The organism is Roseateles sp. P5_E8, from assembly GCF_054177665.1.
The window spans coordinates 140,998-158,994 of sequence record NZ_JBGCUM010000010.1; the positions used below are offsets into that span (position 1 = coordinate 140,998).

General features: G+C 61.1%; 19 protein-coding genes. 12 read left to right on the forward strand and 7 right to left on the reverse strand.

Translation table 11 applies throughout. The features are described from left to right. Positions 1 to 27 precede the first annotated feature (27 nt). Positions 28 to 309 (forward strand): hypothetical protein, encoded by a 282-nt coding sequence (locus ACXRVZ_RS08745; RefSeq protein ID WP_457424287.1) that lies wholly within the window; start codon positions 28 to 30, stop codon positions 307 to 309. Between the two features lie 591 nt (positions 310 to 900). On the opposite strand, the gene ACXRVZ_RS08750 is transcribed toward ACXRVZ_RS08745, so the two are convergent. Then, the gene (locus ACXRVZ_RS08750) at positions 901 to 1,368 is read right to left on the reverse strand and encodes a hypothetical protein (protein ID WP_457424285.1); all 468 of its coding nucleotides are present in this window, start codon (positions 1,366 to 1,368) and stop codon (positions 901 to 903) included. A 358-nt stretch (positions 1,369 to 1,726) separates the two neighbouring features. Then, entirely contained in the window at positions 1,727 to 2,209 is a 483-nt protein-coding gene (locus ACXRVZ_RS08755; protein WP_457424283.1) for a hypothetical protein, read from the reverse strand. 168 nt (positions 2,210 to 2,377) lie between these two features. Between ACXRVZ_RS08755 and ACXRVZ_RS08760 the strand changes: the two genes are divergently transcribed. Next, positions 2,378 to 2,680, forward strand: a complete 303-nt coding sequence (locus tag ACXRVZ_RS08760) for a helix-turn-helix domain-containing protein (protein ID WP_457424281.1) — start codon at positions 2,378 to 2,380, stop codon at positions 2,678 to 2,680. A 71-nt stretch (positions 2,681 to 2,751) separates the two neighbouring features. Next, positions 2,752 to 3,048, forward strand: a complete 297-nt coding sequence (locus ACXRVZ_RS08765; RefSeq protein ID WP_457424279.1) for a helix-turn-helix domain-containing protein — start codon at positions 2,752 to 2,754, stop codon at positions 3,046 to 3,048. Between the two features lie 314 nt (positions 3,049 to 3,362). On the opposite strand, the gene ACXRVZ_RS08770 is transcribed toward ACXRVZ_RS08765, so the two are convergent. Both ACXRVZ_RS08770 and ACXRVZ_RS08775 read right to left on the reverse strand, forming a co-directional pair. Further along, a complete protein-coding gene (locus ACXRVZ_RS08770; protein ID WP_458232298.1) occupies positions 3,363 to 3,770 on the reverse strand; it encodes an antitoxin Xre-like helix-turn-helix domain-containing protein in 408 nt (135 codons plus the stop codon). Between the two features lie 160 nt (positions 3,771 to 3,930). Next, on the reverse strand, positions 3,931 to 4,374 hold the full coding sequence (locus tag ACXRVZ_RS08775; RefSeq protein WP_458232299.1) for a thermonuclease family protein: 444 nt from the start codon (positions 4,372 to 4,374) through the stop codon (positions 3,931 to 3,933). A 196-nt stretch (positions 4,375 to 4,570) separates the two neighbouring features. Between ACXRVZ_RS08775 and ACXRVZ_RS08780 the strand changes: the two genes are divergently transcribed. The 3 genes from ACXRVZ_RS08780 (at position 4,571) to ACXRVZ_RS08790 (ending at position 8,057) form a co-directional block, all read left to right on the forward strand. Continuing rightward, positions 4,571 to 4,756 carry a DUF3606 domain-containing protein gene (locus tag ACXRVZ_RS08780; RefSeq protein WP_457424273.1) on the forward strand — a complete coding sequence of 62 codons (186 nt, stop codon included), beginning with the start codon at positions 4,571 to 4,573 and terminating at the stop codon, positions 4,754 to 4,756. Positions 4,757 to 4,760: 4 nt separating this feature from the next. Continuing rightward, positions 4,761 to 7,526 carry a DNA ligase D gene (gene ligD, locus ACXRVZ_RS08785; protein ID WP_457424271.1) on the forward strand — a complete coding sequence of 922 codons (2,766 nt, stop codon included), beginning with the start codon at positions 4,761 to 4,763 and terminating at the stop codon, positions 7,524 to 7,526. 396 nt (positions 7,527 to 7,922) lie between these two features. Then, positions 7,923 to 8,057 (forward strand): hypothetical protein, encoded by a 135-nt coding sequence (locus ACXRVZ_RS08790; protein WP_457424269.1) that lies wholly within the window; start codon positions 7,923 to 7,925, stop codon positions 8,055 to 8,057. A gap of 129 nt (positions 8,058 to 8,186) precedes the next feature. Here ACXRVZ_RS08790 and ACXRVZ_RS08795 read toward each other — a convergent pair whose 3' ends face one another. After that, a complete protein-coding gene (locus ACXRVZ_RS08795; protein ID WP_457424267.1) occupies positions 8,187 to 9,383 on the reverse strand; it encodes an IS256 family transposase in 1,197 nt (398 codons plus the stop codon). A gap of 350 nt (positions 9,384 to 9,733) precedes the next feature. Between ACXRVZ_RS08795 and ACXRVZ_RS08800 the strand changes: the two genes are divergently transcribed. The 6 genes from ACXRVZ_RS08800 to ACXRVZ_RS08825 all read left to right on the forward strand — a co-directional run bounded on the left by ACXRVZ_RS08800 (position 9,734) and on the right by ACXRVZ_RS08825 (position 15,978). Further along, a complete protein-coding gene (locus ACXRVZ_RS08800; RefSeq protein WP_457424265.1) occupies positions 9,734 to 10,501 on the forward strand; it encodes an alpha/beta fold hydrolase in 768 nt (255 codons plus the stop codon). 754 nt (positions 10,502 to 11,255) lie between these two features. Beyond that, positions 11,256 to 11,735, forward strand: coding sequence for a hypothetical protein (locus ACXRVZ_RS08805; RefSeq protein WP_457424263.1), 480 nt, complete (start codon positions 11,256 to 11,258; stop codon positions 11,733 to 11,735). A 3-nt stretch (positions 11,736 to 11,738) separates the two neighbouring features. Then, positions 11,739 to 12,428 (forward strand): hypothetical protein, encoded by a 690-nt coding sequence (locus ACXRVZ_RS08810; protein ID WP_457424261.1) that lies wholly within the window; start codon positions 11,739 to 11,741, stop codon positions 12,426 to 12,428. Positions 12,429 to 12,692: 264 nt separating this feature from the next. Beyond that, positions 12,693 to 13,892, forward strand: a complete 1,200-nt coding sequence (locus tag ACXRVZ_RS08815; RefSeq protein ID WP_457424259.1) for a CBASS cGAMP synthase — start codon at positions 12,693 to 12,695, stop codon at positions 13,890 to 13,892. Beyond that, positions 13,889 to 15,517, forward strand: a complete 1,629-nt coding sequence (locus ACXRVZ_RS08820; RefSeq protein ID WP_458232300.1) for a ThiF family adenylyltransferase — start codon at positions 13,889 to 13,891, stop codon at positions 15,515 to 15,517. Before ACXRVZ_RS08815 ends, ACXRVZ_RS08820 begins: the two co-directional genes overlap by 4 nt. Before the next feature lie 53 nt (positions 15,518 to 15,570). Beyond that, positions 15,571 to 15,978, forward strand: coding sequence for a Mov34/MPN/PAD-1 family protein (locus tag ACXRVZ_RS08825; protein ID WP_458232303.1), 408 nt, complete (start codon positions 15,571 to 15,573; stop codon positions 15,976 to 15,978). A gap of 29 nt (positions 15,979 to 16,007) precedes the next feature. Here ACXRVZ_RS08825 and ACXRVZ_RS08830 read toward each other — a convergent pair whose 3' ends face one another. Both ACXRVZ_RS08830 and ACXRVZ_RS08835 read right to left on the reverse strand, forming a co-directional pair. Continuing rightward, on the reverse strand, positions 16,008 to 16,997 hold the full coding sequence (locus ACXRVZ_RS08830; RefSeq protein WP_458232301.1) for a CBASS cGAMP-activated phospholipase: 990 nt from the start codon (positions 16,995 to 16,997) through the stop codon (positions 16,008 to 16,010). 68 nt (positions 16,998 to 17,065) lie between these two features. Then, positions 17,066 to 17,997: nucleotide-binding domain-containing protein (locus tag ACXRVZ_RS08835; RefSeq protein ID WP_458232302.1), on the reverse strand; the 932-nt coding region annotated here is incomplete at its 5' end.

Sequence of the window (17,997 nt, forward strand, 5' to 3'; positions counted from 1 at the left end):
AGCCGCCGTGCCGGCAGCATTTGTGCCATGACTGAAGCTTCCGACCTCATCACACCGCGCTCATCTCCTCAAGCCGACAACGGCATCCTGGCCAGGGTGCCAAGCCAATTCATCGCGCAGGCCAGCAAATCTCTGCCTGACCCGGCGTGTGCCGTTGACGATGAAATGAGCGTCGAGATAGACGCCGCATGGGCGGGCCGCGTGCGCCTGACGTTCAGAAAGCGGCGCTACAGCAGACCTCGAGGCAAGACTTCCTATGCTGCTTGGCTTTGCCACCACGCTGAGCCTGTGCCGCCGGCCATCGGTTAGCGCTGTGGTTGGTGCGCGGGGCGCCAGACCATCACGCACAGATTACGTTGTGGAAGTAGTCAATAAGCGCTCATCGGTTCCGGCACTTACTGACCGGAAATGGTGAAAAAGCTGCGCTTGAACCGCTCTTTTGTTTTGGGTTTACGGCAATTCGTGAACGGCTTCCCAAAACTTTCCGGCATTAAGTGCGCGGTACCGGACCGCAAGGGCCGTCCCGCCCAGGATTCGCCGACCCCCGGTGCAGTGGATACCAAGGAACATTCGCCGGAGTTGCTGGATGGGGTGGCGACAGAAGTCGGCCGCATTGAGTACGTTGCGGCCACTGGGGCGGGCACACGCTGCATCACCCAGCGCGTCTGCACCAGCGCTCCGCCTCCCGCCCGTCCATGTTCGTGGCCGGCTTGAACGAGTGCCGAAGGAGCGGCTGGCGATGTTGGGAAAGCGCGCGGCACCTCGGCGGCAACTAAGCGAAGATCGCTTGGCGCGCCTGGCTGACCAGGATTGCCTCAAGCTTCTGTGCTGCTCCGTGCGCGTCGCGATTGCACAAGCCGGCGGGAGGCCGCGACGCATTACGAGTTTTGCCTAGTTTTGTTACCCATGGATTGGGCCCTCCGCCCAGTGCTGGGCGGCCATCACAACAGCCGCGCCGTCCTGCAACAGCACCTCGCGCGGGCGCTTGCCAGCTAAAAAGCTGCTTGTAGATTCGAACCATGCCGCTATCTGAAAAGGCGACCTGCCCTGCATCATTTTGAGCACCTCACGAAGGCTGGGCACTGGTTCTAGGGCGGAATTGAACGCATAGCGAGGGGCGATCTGAAGCCCATCCCGCTCCAACGCGAAAAGTTGCCCGTGCGCTAGCCAGCGGGCCAGCATGGCGTCGCCATCCAAAGGATTCGTCTGCAGTTCAGAGTACAGATCCGTCGATGCAAGCCATTCTGTACCGCTCATCACCCGCCGTTCCGTGTCAGCGAGCATGCGCGACTTGATCTCCAGGGCCTCCTCATAGGCAGCAGCAGCGTTTGATGTCGACTGCGCAACCATAGTGGGTGATACCTCCATCCTTGCCAAGCTGCTTGCTGACCTCGGTAAGTATCGATGCAGCGAGCGTGCGGTCTGCAGTCGTCCAGCCACCCTGGAAATAGGTACCACTCAACAGCCCGGACGCAAGGCGTACCGCCTCGCCGTCATCCCTATGTTGGGGCCACGCAGGGAGTGACATCCGACGGTGGCCCGGAGCACCATAGTGCCGGGTCAAGATGCCTTCGCCGGACGGTTACCCTCAAGCAACTCATGGGTCTGTTCCGACGAGCGGAGCATCTCTGCCGGGTCGAAACCCTTGTTCAGGTGAGTGTCCGATGACCACCACGTCTTCACGACGCGACTAGCGCTTCGCGATCTGGTAGCTTGCTTGAGCGGTTCATGACGGACGTCGCGATGCGGCCGCCTTGCGCTTCAACTGCCGCACGGCGGGTTTGATCTCGATCAGTAGCGTGCGTTCGGTCTCTTCCTCCGAAGGAATCGAAGAGAGCTGGACGTCGAGGGTCTGCCCGTCCGCCCCGGAAAGAACCAGATGAGTGCCGGCAGCTGTGGTTGCTCGCCAAACCTGTCGGACCTCATGAGAAGTCCATGTTCCGGAAACAGACATCCAACCTGGAGTCATGCACACGAGACCCCGCACCTTCTCGGCTTCGACCGTGATGAAGAACGTCGTCAGGTCATCCTCCCGGGCAAAGCAAAACGTCTGTACTCGGCCCAGGGTGGTCTCTGGGTCGACAACCTCTACGGAAACCATGAACCAGGGCACATGAAGGGGGAGCTGCATCATCCTCCAGCTGCGCACATCTCCTGCAAGCCGGCCCGCCGGTGGATGGAGCTCGAAGGTAGGGAAGGTGATGAACATGCGTCCGGTAGGGATGAGACAGACTGCGGTTTAAATAACTCTGAAAATTCTGCTTGAAGGCGGGGCCGATGCCAAGCGCCTGGGCCAATACGTGACTTCCCGGCAAGGGAAAAAAAGCGCTTACCGAATACGGCGTCTGGTGGGCTAGCGTGCACACCGGACCAGACCATGCCCAAGATTCTTCATTCCCGTCACAACGAGATCTTTCTGCGAAAGCTCAAAAACAGTCGGAAGGACAAGCGCTTGCGCCAGCGCGACCTGGCCGATTTGCTGGGCAGACACCAGGGTCTGGTAAGTAAGGTAGAGCGTGGCGAGCGCCGGCTGGATGTGATCGAGCTTCGGGACTGGCTGACAGCGCTAGAGATCGACTTCATCGAATTTCTCAGCGAACTGCATGCCGAACTTGCTCCTTACGGGATGGCAGGACTTCAAGTGCTTCGGCGCCGCAGTCCGAGGCGACCGATCTTCTAGTAAAAACTGTCAATTGCTTTGAGTTATGTATAACGTGGCGTAGATAGCTCAGTTCTTGGATTCTTGGGCGGATGCCTGTCCGCCCCCAAACTGCCCTCAAACCCGGCCGCCCGAAGGGCTACAGCAGCCTCGATCAGGGGATCGCGAAAGCGTTCGGGCAAACGGCGCAGCACCGACGCCTAGCTGCGGGCCTGTCTCAGGAGGCGCTGGCGTTGGAAACTGGCATCGAGCGCTCGTACATCAGCCGGCTCGAACGTGGGCTAAGCCAGCCAACCCTTCTTGCGCTCCTCAAGCTGGCCAAAGGCCTAGGCTGTGAAGCGGGGGAACTGCTGGCGCCGGTAGAGAAGATTTTTAAGCGTCGCAGGTAGCGCGAGAACCGGATCGTCAACTCAGTACGATCGGCCCCCTTTTAGCATCATCAGCGGTCGCCGAACCCGGTGTTCTCTAGCCGTCGGTCAGCGACCTTCTTCCGATACCGGTTGACCCGGGCTGGCACTCATGCGCGTGGGGTGATGAAGGTGCAAATAGAGGCGAACCGGTTGCTACACAACAGCATTGCCGCGGCGTCACGCTAGTCAGCACAACCAGACCTGTCGTATCCACACTTTGTTCTCAGCGCCATAGTCAGCGAAGTCAACATGACAGACGCTGACGCACTTCCCTCTAGAAGCATGGGAGCTCGTCATGCGAAGTCACCCACTTGCGCTGCGGCCAAATAGTCGGCCACGACTTTCAGATCGCCCACCAGTCCTCCGAGCATCCGATTGATGGCTGACTCGCCACCGAATACGGGAGCGTAGCTGCGCTCACGCACCCAGGCGTCTGCGCGCTCTTGAACAGGAAGCAAGGTTTGGAGCGCCGCATAAATGTTCAGGATGTAACCTAATCGTTCAAGCTTGTCGGCCGAAAGCGCTGACTTCACTTGGTTGTTGCGCCAGCGGTTGCATGTAGCGTTGCTGACGCCGAGCAGGACACATTGTTCGGAAGCCTTCAAATTCCACGCTCGGGCAATGTTGAAGAAGGTTCGCAGAACTGTGCGGGCAACTTCCACACTACCTAGATTCTCGATACCGGTGTTTGCTAGTGCCATGGCGACTTGCGGCAGAGGGGTCGATTGTTCCAATGGGGCGTGGTTTTGGCACTCGGTAGAACTCCGCCTCGACCATGCATAGACTCCGAGTACACGGGCCGGTCACAAACCGGGTGACCGCACGCCGGCTTGGGTCGAGCTCAGCTGACGTCACTGTCATTCAGGGCGACGAGGTCCCGTCAATTCCGGCTGGCATCGCACGCTTGTGTCGAAAATCCCATGGAGCGAATGGACTGCTGTCCGCCCAAAGGCCTTGACGCGCCTTCCGCGCTGCCGCCTCCGCCTGGGCGTATGCGCGCCGGTCATTCAGTGGCTGCTCCCGCTGGTACGCGACGTAGTGCCAAGCGAGCCCCGCTCCGACTTGTTCGAGGCAGACATCGGCGCCCTCAAACGTCACTTTGCCAACGACGCGTCCGTATCGGTCGCGCTTCTTGAACTCAACTTGCACGACGCGTCGGAACACCCGCTTGGCAAGTGACTCACGTGCTTTCGTTCCAAACGACTGGCGCTTTTCCGGTGCGTCGATGCCAGCGAGCCGGACCCGGTGCTGCTGATGATTGGCGTCCAAGACGGTGATGGTGTCGCCGTCGGATACGGCAACCACCTCTCCCGTCAACGTGTCTGCGGCCGTGAGCCCGGCACACGCTGCCATGCACGTCGCGACAAAGAAGTCCCTCAACTCATGCCGTCGCGCGTTGGTGGCTGTAGGTTTGGGACTGCCCAGAAACGAGCGATTTGATGGCTGTACTGTCATCGGCATGAGCAGACGATTTTCGCTCGACCAATATGGAACACACATCATGTCTGACGACAAATCGCGAAGCGGCGGCCAGGACCGCACACGCATCAGCCTCAGCGAGGACTACGAAGTCCGCGACTGGTCCAAGAAGTTCGGCGTGACGGCAGATGAGCTAAAAGCCGCGGTGAAGGCCGTGGGCAACGACGCCGAGGCCGTCGAGAAGCACTTGAAGGGCCGCAAGGGGTGATTCAGTGCGTGTCGCGACGTGGAACATCAATAACGTCGTCAAGCGCATCGACCTGCTCCTCGACTGGCTGGACCGCACGCGTCCCGACGTGGTCGCGTTGCAGGAGCTGAAGAACGTCGCCGAGGCCTTCCCTCGTGACGCGTTGAGGGAGGCGGGCTACGAATCTCTGGTCGTTGGGCAGCGCAGCTGGAACGGCGTGGCGTTGCTCGCACGAGGGCACGAAATCGTCCCTGTCATCCGTGCGCTGCCTGGCGACCCCTCAGACAAGGAGGCCCGGTACGTCGAAGCCGCTATCGGCGGCGTGCTCTATGGGTGTCTGTACCTCGTCAACGGAAACCCCCAACCCGGCCCGAAGTTTGCCTACAAGCTCGCTTGGTTCGAGCGGATGCGCAAACGTGCTCAGGAGCTTTGGGACACCGGCAACCCAGTCGTGCTGCTTGGCGACTGGAACGTCGTCCCGACAGACGCTGACATCTACAAGCCCGATACCTGGCGTGATGACGCGCTGCTCCAACCTGAAACGCGCGAGGTGTTTGCCAGGGTGCTCGAGCAAGGCTGGACCGACGCCATCAGTCAGGTCTACGCCGGGCAGCAAGTTCCCTTCACGTTCTGGGACTACCGTAGGAAGCGGTGGGAGCGCGATGCCGGCCTGCGCATCGACCACATCCTGGTCAGCCAGAACATCGAGGTGCTAGACGCCGGCGTTGACAAGGAAGAGCGCGGCAAGGAAAACGGGAGCGACCATGCGCCCGTCTGGGCTGAGCTGCAGCCGACGACGGGCAAGCGGCGCGCGAAAGCCGCCGCCCCCGGTGCGAAGCGAACGGCTGTTCCCAAGCCGACGAAGGCCGCTGAACCGGTCGACGCCGCCCCCGACCTGTCCAAGGCGGTCAAAGCTCCGTTTCCCGCGAAGCTCGAACCCCAGCTAGCCACCCTCACACAAGGCCCGCCCGCTGGCGCGAACTGGGTGATTGAAAACAAGTTTGATGGGTACCGGGTCCTCGTGCGCATCCAGGGCGGCAAGGTCCGCCTGATCACGCGCAACGGCAACGACTGGACCGACAAGCTGAAGTCGCTGACCGCTGAGGTAGAGCAGCTTGACATCAAGCAAGCTTGGCTCGACGGGGAAATGGTCGTGTTGAACGAGCATGGCGTGCCGGACTTCAACATGCTCCAAAACGCCATCGACAACTCAAGAAGCGCCAACCTCCAGCTGTATCTGTTCGATGCGCCGTTCCTGGGTGACCTCGACCTGAGAGCCGTGCCCTTGCGGGCACGGCGGCAGGTCCTGGAGAACTTGCTCGAGCAAAACACTTCCGACCGAATCAGATTCAGCGAACAGCTGAATGCCGCGCCCCGGGACGTTCTTGAGGCGGCGTGCCGATTGGGACTCGAGGGAGTCATGCTCAAGGACCCCGACGCCCCGTACGTTGGCCGTCGATCGGAAAGCTGGCTCAAGCTCAAGTGCCAGCGGCGCCAGGAGTTTGTCGTTGTCGGCTTCACGGACCGCGCCAACGCGCCGCGCGACGTCGGCGCGATGCTGCTGGGCTACTACGAGAACGGCAAGCTTCGCTACGGCGGCTCGGTGGGCACGGGGTGGTCGTCGGCCCAAGGCGGTGAGCTGCAAGCGATGTTGCTGAAGCTCGAGACCAAGGAGCCGCCCGTCGATGCTGCGATGGTCACCCCTGGCCGGTGGTCGAAGCGCCGGTCAGGCGCAGAGCGCTGGGTGAAGCCAACCATGGTCGTCGAGGTTGCCTTCGGCGAGTGGACGCCCGATGGACACGTGCGGCATGCGACCTTCCGCGGAGTACGAACGGACAAACCGGCAAAGAGCATCAAGCGCGAGGAGGCAGCCGCTGCAGGAGCCCCTTCAAGGCAAGCTGCTGTCACAGCGCCGGCATTCAAGGTCAAGGTTAGCAATCCGCAGCGGGTCATCGATCCAACGACCGGCACGACGAAGTTGCAGCTCGTTGAGTTCTACAAGGCCATTGCGCCATGGATGCTTCCGCACCTGAAGGACCGCCCCGTCTCCTTGGTCCGCGGACCGTCCGGCATCGGGGGTGAGCTGTTCTTTCAGAAGCATTCCGAGGCAAAGATGCCAGGCATGACGGAGCTCGACCCGGCACTCTGGCCAGGCCATGACGCGCTGCTGGCGGTCAATTCTGTGGAGGCGCTCGTGCACGCGGCGCAGTTCAACGTCATCGAGTTCCACACTTGGAATTCCACGTCGAAGCGCATCGACGACCCGGACCGGGTCATCTTTGACCTTGACCCGGGTGAGGGAGTGACCTGGGCGCACATTCAGGAGGCCGCGGTCCTGACGCACGGGCTGCTTGAACAGTTGGGACTGAAGGCATGGCTCAAGACCAGCGGCGGCAAGGGCCTCCATGTTGTCGTGCCGCTTGCGCCGAAATTGGATTACGAGACCGTCAAACACTTCTCGCAGAACGTCGTCCAGCACATGGCCAAGGTCATCCCCCAGCGGTTCGTGGCCAAGTCGGGCGGCTCAAACCGCGTCGGAAAGATTTTTGTGGACTACCTGCGCAACGGGCATGGGCAGACGACTGCTGCTGCGTTCTCAGCGCGAGCGCGACCCGGCATGGGCGTGTCCATTCCGGTGTCTTGGGAGCAACTGCCCGACATAAAGAGCGGCGCGCACTGGACGATCGCCACCGCGCCAGATTACATGGCGTCCCAGCGCGACGACCCTTGGATCGACTATTGGAAGAGCCGGCAGACGTTGACCCAAGCAAGGAAGCTGCTGGGCCAGTGAGGAAACCTCAAAGCTGCACCCGGTCACCCCACATCCGGAGCAACTTCTCTGCGTCATCGCATGCATCCAGATAGGCTTCCAGCTCGGTGTCTCGAAGAGGCAAGCACTCGTGTTCAACCCGGAGTGCTCTAGGGCCCTGGAGCGCAGAAACGACGCCAACGAACCACCGTTCCGACCGGCGAGTTGAGGGGAACAAGGTGACGTGCGGGGAGACGTACAGGTTCGACATGTTCGCTCCAGTAGTTTGGGAATCTTCGAGTCTGTTCTTTGCTTTTTCAAGTCGAACTGCTGCACGCGCCAACGGTAGGCGGTTTCATGCAAGCCATGGCGACTTCCTCCGCTGGGCTGTACCGTGCGATAGGCACATGCTGGTCGCCTTCCAGCCAGGAGATCGCCATGCCGTTGTTGTCCAAACTCGCTGAGGTCAAACGCCATGACGACCGCCGGCCCGGCTTTCCGGGCGAGCATCTCGTGACCTTCGGTGTCGGTGCGCTGCTGCTTATGGCGTCGGGCCGCGCCTCGGTCCAGTAATGCGTTGGATCGGCCGCACCCTGGGCACCAGCTTCATCGCCCGTTCAGCGGGCGGCCGCGACGGGCTGGGTGATGTCCCGGCGCTTGGTGTAAGTCCACAGCCCGGACAGGCTGGGATGCGCGGGGTACTCAGCGTGCCACTGCGGACAGCCGAGTTGGAACAGTATCATTGAGGGCCTGCAGACCCTCCAACTGCATGTAGCGCCGGTTCAGACTCCACTCGTCGTTCTGCTCCAGCATCATGGCGCCGACCAGCCGCGTGATCGAGGCGTCGTTGGGGAAGATGCCCACCACGTTGGTCCTGCGCTTGATCTCTGCGTTCAGCCGCTCCAGCGGGTTGGTGCTGTAGATCTGCGGCCAGTGCGCCCTGGGGAAGCCCATGAACGCCAGCACGTCGTGCTCGGCCGCGTCCATCATGGCGCTGAGCTTGGGCAGCTTCTCTCTGAACTGGTCGGCCACGCTGCGCCACTGCGTCCTGGCCGCCTCGGGCGTCTCCTGGACGAAGACCGTGCCGATGGCCGCGCTCACCATGCGCCGCTGCGTCTTGTTGGCGTAGGCCAGCGCATTGCGCATGAAGTGCACGCGGCAGCGCTGCCAGGTCGCCTTGAGCGTCTTCGCAGCGGCCGCCTTGATGCCCTCGTGACTGTCGCTGATGACGAGCTTGACGCCACGCAGGCCGCGCCGGTTCAGGCTGCGCAGGAACTCCGTCCAGAACGGCTCTGCCTCGCTGGCGCCGACCTTGATGCCGAGCACTTCGCGCTGTCCCTCGGTGTTCACGCCCACCGCCACTATGACGGCCACACTCACGATACGCCCGGCCTCGCGCGTCTTGACGTAGGTCGCGTCGATCCAGAGGTACGGCCAGTCGCCCTCGATCTGCCGGTTCAGAAACGCACCAACCCGTTCATCGAGCTCGGCGCACAGCCGCGAGACCTGGCTCTTGGACACGCCGCTCATGCCCATGGCCTTGACCAGGTCGTCCACCGAGCGCGTGTAGATGCCTTTGACGTAGGCCTCCTGGATGACCGCCGTGAGCGCCTTCTCGGCGGTCCTGCGGGGCTCCAGGAACTCGGGGAAGTAGCTCCCCTGGCGCAGCTTGGGGATCTTCAATTCGACGCTGCCAGCGCGCGTCTCCCAGGTTCGATCTCTGAAGCCGTTGCGGCTGTTCAAGCGCTCTGGACTCTTCTCGTCGTAGCCGGCGCCGCAGCGCCCCTCGACGTCGATCTCCATGAGCCGCTGGGCCATGAACTGCACCATCTGGCGCAGCACATCGACGTCGGCTCCCTTCTCGGCAAGTTCAGCCAATGCGATAGTTGAGGCGGTCATCGTGTCTTCCTATGGACAAGGGTTGTTGGGTCGCACCTCAACCTTATCCGGACTCACGATGGCCACCCTCTACGGGCCGCCTCGCTCAAGACTTACACCACCTCCTGGGGCATCACCACGGGCTGAGGCGGCTGGTGCGGTGACCGTGCCGTGGCCGCCCCGGAGTCGTCCGCCAGTGGAGGAGCGGTGCGGGGTCGTAGTGGCCGCCGTGATGAGCGAGGCAGTCGGCCAGGCACTCTGGCTGCGGGATTGCCGATGTCCTTAATCGGGTTCCACTGGCGCGGGAGTCGCATGCCTCCACTGCAATGGCCGCGGACAGTCGGGGCCACGAACCCTTGGAAAATGGCCTTATGAATCGAGATCCATCGCCTGACCGCGAGACACGCCATGTCGCCGGGCTGGACGTGCTCATCGAGGGTTCCGGGGAACGAACCGTCGTGATGATTCACGGCTGGCCGGACACGGCCGCACTGTGGGAGCCGCAGGTAGCGGCGCTACGCGGGCGCATGCGCTGCGTGCGCTTCACGCTGCCAGGTTTTGACCGCCGGCACGAACGCCGCATCTACAAGCTCGACGAAGTGATTTCGATCTTGCAGCAAGTTGTCGACGACGCCTGTCCCGCCCGGCCAGTCGCGCTGCTGCTGCATGACTGGGGCTGCGTCTTTGGCTACCGCTTTGCGCAAGCATATCCAGAGCGAGTGGAGGCAATCTTGGCCTTGGACGTAGGGGACGCCGGCTCCAAGGCGCATCTCTCCAGCCTTGGCCTCGCCGGCAAGCTCGGCATAGCCAGCTACCAGCTTGCTTTGGCGCTCGCCTGGCCGCTGCCGGCGGCCCAAGGCGATGCGGTGAGCCGACGCATAGCGCGCTGGGCGAAGGCGCCGAGCGACATGCGCCGAGTCGGATCGCACATGAACTACCCCTATGTTCTGCGGTGGACAGGCGGCTACGCCAGTCAGCCCTTCGAGCCGCATTGCCCGATGCTGTTCGCCTACGGCACACGCAAGCCGTTCGGTTTCATTCCGCCTCATGGCTGGCGGCCCTGCAGGCGCGGCCAGACAACGAGGTGCTGGAGTTTGATACGGGCCACTGGGTCAACCATGAGGCCGCGGCTGAGTTAAATGCCGCACTGCTGAGCTGGCTAGACAGGGCTTCGGCGGGAACGGCGGCGCCCGGGAGCAAAGCGGCCTAATCGGACTTCGCAGCGCAAGCGCACGGCGCGTCGTTAGAACTCGCTCGAGAGGCAGGGGGATCGGGTTGGATACAGCCCTTGGCGGCCGCCGGGAAAGTGTCGCCTTATCTCGAGCAACCGCTGCGCAGCGGTCGTCGGCTTCAGGCTGGTCTGCGTCATTCGCGGCTGACAGCCTGACGGCTGCTTCAATCAGAACCGGCCTTTCGACATGCGGCGCATCGTGTGTCCGCTGCACATCCTAGACCGACCGTTCGGCGGCTAACGGCAGCGTTCCGATCCTGAACGGCCGGTTTGGCCCCGGGGGAGGCCGGGAGGTGCCGGTCGCAGAGCTGTCGGTTCTTGATGCAAGCTTGGTTGCAGGAAAGTCGTCGTCGGGCACTCCTCGTGGGATGACGCCAGAACGGCGATGCAGTGGGGCAGCGGATCACCATCAGCGCTTCGCGCTCCACAGAGCAGTTGCTGGACGTTCTTCTTGACGGCACAGCGTTGGGCCTCGGGAAACTGACCGGATGGCCCTTTTTTGCACGCCGGGTGAACTTCTGTTCCATGGATGCGCCTGAGGCGCGCCAGCACCGTTCCGCGGTGACATGACCCGCCTTCGTAGGCAGCCGAAACTTCGCCGTGGAGGCGTTGGACAATCGCAGCGCGCAAGCGCACGAAAATCTTCGTGCCCGCCTCACTGCATGACGACCATTTCAAACGCTGCGGCAGACGACCGCCCTGAAGATAGGGCTGAGCAGGTACTTCGGGCCATCGCACGTACCCGTAGCCATGATTTCTCTGGCGTCGGCGTCGTCTTCTATGAGCATCTGGCGCGACTCCCGCATCTCCAGCTCACGAATGGTTTCGGAAATCCAGACCTTGGCCATGTCACCGAGGTCGAGCTTGCGGATGCGCTTTTAGGCCTGTCAGCGATTAGCAATCCGCTTCACGACGGATTCCACTTTGTGGCCGTTCGCACCTGGAAGCTGACGCATTTGTCGCAGTTCATCTCTCCCCCTATTCCCGCTAACGCCGCATGGCGTTTTCATGGAACTGGCGCGCGTTTGATGGCCGCCCTTTTGGCGTCGTTGCAACCGGGAATAGCGTGCGTAGGGCTGGTGTCGCAGGCCGGCGAGGTTCACCTGTTTGCCAACGGCGTCGATGCCGCTGCGAAAGACTAGAAGATGGCGAACGTTTCCCTATCAACCGACGAACTGAAGAAGGCGCTGCTGTTCGTCTCTGTCAGCACAGGCGTGATTGGTGGCCTGGTTGGCCTTGTTCGCCATTACCTCTTCGGCGCCGACGCCACCGCAGCGCTGGTCGTCGGCCTGGTCAGTGGGGCGAGCTGGGCTGTTCTGTTCTCAATCTGGGCCTTCCGGCGCCCGTGGACGTATGGCTGGTTGGCTTGGTTGACCGGTCGTCCGATCATTCACGGCGTATGGTTTGGCTATCTCGACAGCAGCTACGAATCGGGCGACGAGAACGTCGGCAAGCGCATCCCGATAGCCTTTGTCATCAAGCAGACCTTCCTGAACTACTCGCTGCTGTCGTACACGGAGCGCCAGGACAGCGTCACCCTCGCAGAGACCTTGGACGTCGATGACAAGCACAGCACGGTCCACCTCCGTTACATGTATCGCTTCCAGATCATGCGGGCCACAGAGCGGAAGCAGACCACTGGCGCCGGTGAGCTAAAGCTCGTCGAAGGAGGCAGGAAGCTGAAGGGGCACTACCTTACGGACTCGCCGACCCATGGCTCGGCCGAGCTGGTGTTCGTACAACGCGATGTCGAGAACATCGACACCTTCAACGCGGTACGGGAGCTGTATGCAGCCAAGTTCCTCCCGGCGACGCCAGCGTCGGCGACGGGATGACGCGCCCTTGCCCCCGGGGCAGAAAAGTCGCCGGCCTGCCTGCATGCCGGAATGCGGGTTTACACCATGTTGCAGGATGTTCGCCAGCCCACATGTAACGGTGGAATAGGCCAGAGCGGGCGTACGGCAGGAGGGATCAGCGGCTAAACCGCTGACCAAAGGGGAGCTCGAGGCGTCAAGCAGGCTTGAATTCGGACAGCACCGAGGGCTCAGGAACGCCTCGGCGGCGGTTGTTTGCTACTGACCACAACGCGAGTCACCTCAATGCTCAACCTTAGCCAACTCTTCTTCACCTCGGACGCGAACGAAACTGCCCTGCTTGACCGCCTAGACCTGGACTCCGCACAGAAGACGGAAATCCAGAACGCAAAAGGCCTTGTACGGGCCGCGCTCCGCGAGGGCATTCCGAAGAAGTACGCCGAGCTCGAACTGCCCGGCAAAGCGCCTCAACCGCGATTCTTCACGCAGGGTTCATGGGCGTACAAGACGCTAAACGCTCCTTGCCAGGCACCGCAGGAAGCTGACATTGACGACGGCTGCTACCTGCCGATGACGTTCGTCACGCAGCAGACGAAGCGTCCGAGCGTGGCGGCTGAGACGTTCTTCGAGATTGCTGAGGCAGCGCTCGCGCCGATAGTTGCATTTCAGGGATGGAAGTTCGGCAGCAAGAAGCCGACCTGCATTCGCATCCACATCAGCACCCTGGCTCACATCGACATCCCGCTCTATGCAATCCCGGACGAGGAGTTCGAGAAGCTGAAGAAGTCGATGGCAATGAAGGCCATGACGCTGGACTCTGTGATACGTAACGAAAGCATCGACCGCTGGGAGGCGCTCCCCATCGACCAGGTTCTGCTCGCGCACCGTGAAGAGAACTGGAAGCCATCCGACCCTCGCCCTCTGAACGACTGGTTCGTGGACCAAGTCGAAGCACAGGGCCCGCAACTACGTCGCGTTGTTCGCTACTTGAAGGCGTTTCGGGACCACAACTGGGCATCTGGAGGACCGGCCTCCATCCTATTGATGGCAGTCGCGGCAAAGCTGTTCCAGCAAGAGCCTGGTCGGGATGACTTGTCTCTGCTGAACGTCGCAAAGGGCATCCCCACGCAGCTACGCACCGGCGTGAACCATCCGAAAGACGAATCTGAGTCGTTGACTGACCGTCTGCGGAAAGCTGGCAAGGAGGAAGGCCGGGACTACGTGGAAGAAGCCGCTCGAAGCTTTGAGCAGTTCTCTGCGGTTCTGGAGGCCTCACTAGCAGCAGGCAATGCCGAGCAAGGGGTCATCTGGATGCGCCAGCAGTTTGGCCCGCGCTTCCCCAACCGGCCGGATCGAGTGAAAGTGACCAGCGCCCCCAGCTCGATGGTGGCAGCTGCAGCCGCATCGCGCGTAGCGAGTGTCATCGCTTCGACGCCTGCGAAGGCAGGTCCGTCCCCGCTGGTCGGCTCCACCCACGCTGGATGAGCGTCACCGGCGTTGAGCTGAGCTCGTATGTTGAGCAGCTCAAGCGAAACGGATTCACGTACGCCGGGAAATTTGGCCAAGGTTGGCTCAGATTTGCAGGCCAGCTAGACGCGCGCGGAACGAGCTACCCATGCGAGTTCTTCGTGCCGCGCTCGCTGGACGAGATTCCCCTTGTCACGGTCACTTCGATGCCGAAGGACCTGCCAAAGCTGCTCCCGCATCTGACCGCGCGGGGCTATCTCTGCTACATCGCAGCCGGGTCCATCGCGCTGGACCTTTTCGACCCAATTGGTCAAACGCTAGCGTGCCTCCAGAGAGCTGGCGAGGTCCTGGCTCGAGTCCTGGCAGGTGAGATGGTTGACGACTTGGCCGACGAGTTCTATGCCTATTGGGGTGACGAGTCATGCCTTCTCGACATCCAAGGAAACACCTTGGGAGCCCATCCTGGCTACGTAGCCAAGAACGGCGACGCCATTGACTTCGTCATCACAGACGACAAGGCAAGGACCGAGAGGAAGCTCAGTGCCTTGGGATGTGAGCTTGCACCAGAGAGTATTCCGACGATTCGCGTGCGAACTACAGCCAGGCCGTTCCCGCTTCAAAAGGAATGGCCACCAAAGGACATCGGCGCGTTGCTGCGCTGGCAGTCCCTGCTCGACCCAGCCTGTCGTCGCCGGATTGAGGAGAAGCTGATCCACCACTATCGGGCTGGGGCCGATTTCGCCACGGTGGTTATTGACTCACCGGCCTTGCACTATGGGTTCGGCGTCCTGTTCAAGCGACCAGTGCGTCGGCGAGGCCAACTGCGCAACTTCAGGCAGGAGGTCTTCAACCATTCGTTCACAGAGCTGAAGTTCGTCCGCATCGACGACAAGTACATGGCGGAGCGCAGCCTAGCCGGTTTGGCGAAGACGCTCGCTGGTTTCAACATCGTTCTCGTCGGCTGCGGCACGATTGGAAGCTTCCTTGCGGAGATGCTTGTCAAAGCAGGAGCCGGCACGTCGGGCGGATGTTTGACCTTGGTGGACAACGATAGGCTCGGTCCACAGAATCTTGGGCGGCACCGCCTGGGCATGCCTCACCTGTTCAAGAACAAAGCCTTGCAGATGGCGGTTGAACTGGGACGCTTGGCTCCTGGCGCCAAAATCGAGCCCAAGCCATTCGACGTTAAGAACCTCGACCTCGGGAAAGTCGACCTCTTGGTTGACGCCACCGGTTCGCAGGCTCTAACCGACTGGCTGATGTGGAAGTACGCCAAGAAGCTGCCTGTCCTAGCTACATGGGTAGAAGGGCCAGGACTAGCAGTTCGCGCATTGATGAAGCATTCGCCACTGCATGGCTGCTCACGCTGCATCTCACAGCCACCTATGCTGGAAAGCTACCAAGTGTTCGAAGAGCCGACGCCGACGGTGCTCAAAGGTCATGGTTGTGAAGGCCTGTTCGTCCCATTTCCAGCTACAGCGTCTATGCAGGCCGCGACATTGGCAATGGAGATGCTCCAAGAGTGGATGGACGGACGTCTGGAGAACACGCTGCAGACCCGCGTACTTGATCGCAGCAGAGTTCTGAAGACACAAGACTGCACGCCAACACGTCAGGAGGGCTGTTTGGCATGCAGCACCTGACCGATTGGTCTACCCGCATGAGCGACGTACTTTTGCACTTCTCGGGCGCGGTTATGGCTGTGTTTGCCGCAAACGTGCAAACCGGCCGTCGACCGGAGAGCGGCGGCATCCTTCTCGGAACGGTCCACGACCGCGGCATGCTCATTACGCACGCAACCGCACCTTCGAGATTTGATCGGTGCCTGCCCATGTTCTTCTCTAGGGATTCGCGCGTGCACCGCGAGGTCGCACAGAGGCTCTGGCACGAAAGCGGAGGGACAACGCGCTACCTCGGGGATTGGCATACACATCCCGAGGATGTGCCTTCACCATCTCGAATTGACCTCCGAGAATGGCACAAGCTAGCTCTCGCACGAAACGACGAGCGCCCTGCGCTATCGGTAATAGTCGGCCGAGTCGGGATGCACGTTGAGCTGATGGATTCTCATGGGCAGCGGGTACATCTGACCCCAGTTTCGTGACCGCCGACACGCCGTCAAACGCGGACAAATTACCCCCCGCGAACAAGCTTCAGCTGAGGTGTATGGCGAAGATAGGGCATCAGCTTGCTACCCAAAATATCCGAGGTCGTCTTCGCAGCCAAAGCCAAGAGCGTCTTCCGAGCTGCCTCAGTAGCCACATCCAACCCGAGGTCCGCCGTCTGTTCGTTTGACGGAGGGTAGTCGACCCGCAAATAGCGCTTGCCCAGCTTGTGGTCCATGAGCTGCTCTACGAACTGTTGCTGTGACGATATGGTCACGTTGAAGAGACGAACGTCACTCATCCAGTCAGCGATGCCGAACTGACGGCCGGCGCTAAAGGCAATCGAATAGCTCTGAGTTGTCGTTCCAACGCTCAGCATGCGCACAGCTTCGCACGGGACACCGAAGAAGTGCTCTGCCTCGTGCAGCGCTAGCAAGTCAGGTGCGTTGGCGAACAAACCTCCATCGGCGTAGAGGCATCCTCCAACTTCAGCAAGCTCGAAGAACGTTGGAGCCGCAGAGGTAGCAAGAGCGACATCAACAGCCTTGAACTTCCAGTCGCGCGTCCATTCCTCCTTGTGCCTACTCTTGAACACCTGCGGATGCCCTTCCGTCACGTTGACCGCCGGAATTCCCACCGGATGCTTCGCGTCATTGAGCGTGGCGTCTTTGTCGATGAGCTTGGTGATGACCTCCCGGAGAACCTCGGCGCGGTACTGCGGTGCCTTAATGCGCTTCGCCAGGCTGGCAAGCCCGGCAAGCTTACCTTTAGGCTTAGGCGGAAAGATTTGCTCCCCGTAGTCGACAAAGGTCTGCACGACCTTGGCCATAGGAACCTCGAAAGCGACGGCCAACGCGATGATGCCGCCTATCGAAGTGCCATACGTCAGGTCGAAATGTCGGCCAATTGGCTCGCCAATGTGGTCCTCCATCTCTTGCAGTGCACGGGCGGTGAACAAGCCGCGGTATCCGCCTCCAGTCAACGCCAGAGCCTGAAATGGCTGCTCAGTAGTCCACATGCTCCCTCCCGCTTTGTTTTCTGAGGGAAGGATACCAACGCCTGCGTGGTGGCTCGACGCGACGCCCGCTACCGGCGCCGACTCTTCTTCGTACGCAACTTCGTCCAGGATCTTTGAGCCTGCGCAAGCAGCCTTTGATGATCCGGCTTGATGTGAACCGGAACTCGGCGGGCAGCGAAGATCGTTCCGTTCAACCTGATGACGCAGTCCATGTAGTGCTTACCGAGGTAGGCCGTCGACTCACTCGCAGTATGCATGTTGATGCCACGTCGAAAGTGGCCAAGGTCGCCAAGGCGGTCGGCCTCTTCACCTTCATTGCGAACTGTCCAGGAAATATCGGCGAAATCTGGAATGACGTGCCGGTTGGCAAGCTCGAAAACCAGCCATCGGTCTCTCGGGACGCTTGGGACTTCGTTCGTGTGCGTCGCCAAGAGATCGCCTCCCTCGCGGTCGTAGACCCGCACAACAATATCCGGAACCTGCATGAGCGCACGGTCCGTAGCCGGCTCGACTATCTCTACCTCGTCGACTTCGGGCAGCGGCATGAGAAACAGGAAAGCCCCCTCCCAAGCGAAGGCCGCCGATGCCTCGTCCTCGGCTGCATTTGCTGCCTGAGCCGCGTCGTTCAATACGGCTAGGCGGGTTAAGAAGGCCTCCCAAGAATCGTCTGCGATGCGGTTTAAATCCTCTTTGCCATCAATAGGATTGAAGACCCGACTGTCATGCACCAGCCGCTCGTACAAGCTTTCAACGACAGCGATGAGCGCGTCGTCATCAGCAATGCCTAGCAGCCTGGCGGCCCACATTTGACTGAACGCCTCAGCGACCGTCACCGTAAGTAGGATAGAGCTTGGCCGCGCTTCCGGCACATCTTTGAATGCAACCGCAGCCCACCCTTTCAGGTATCGAATTAGGCGCCTGAGTTGCTCGTGGTCATCGGGGCCAACGACATCTCTGAACCACTTGTAGAGCCGCTTGGGACAGTCTCTAATACACAACT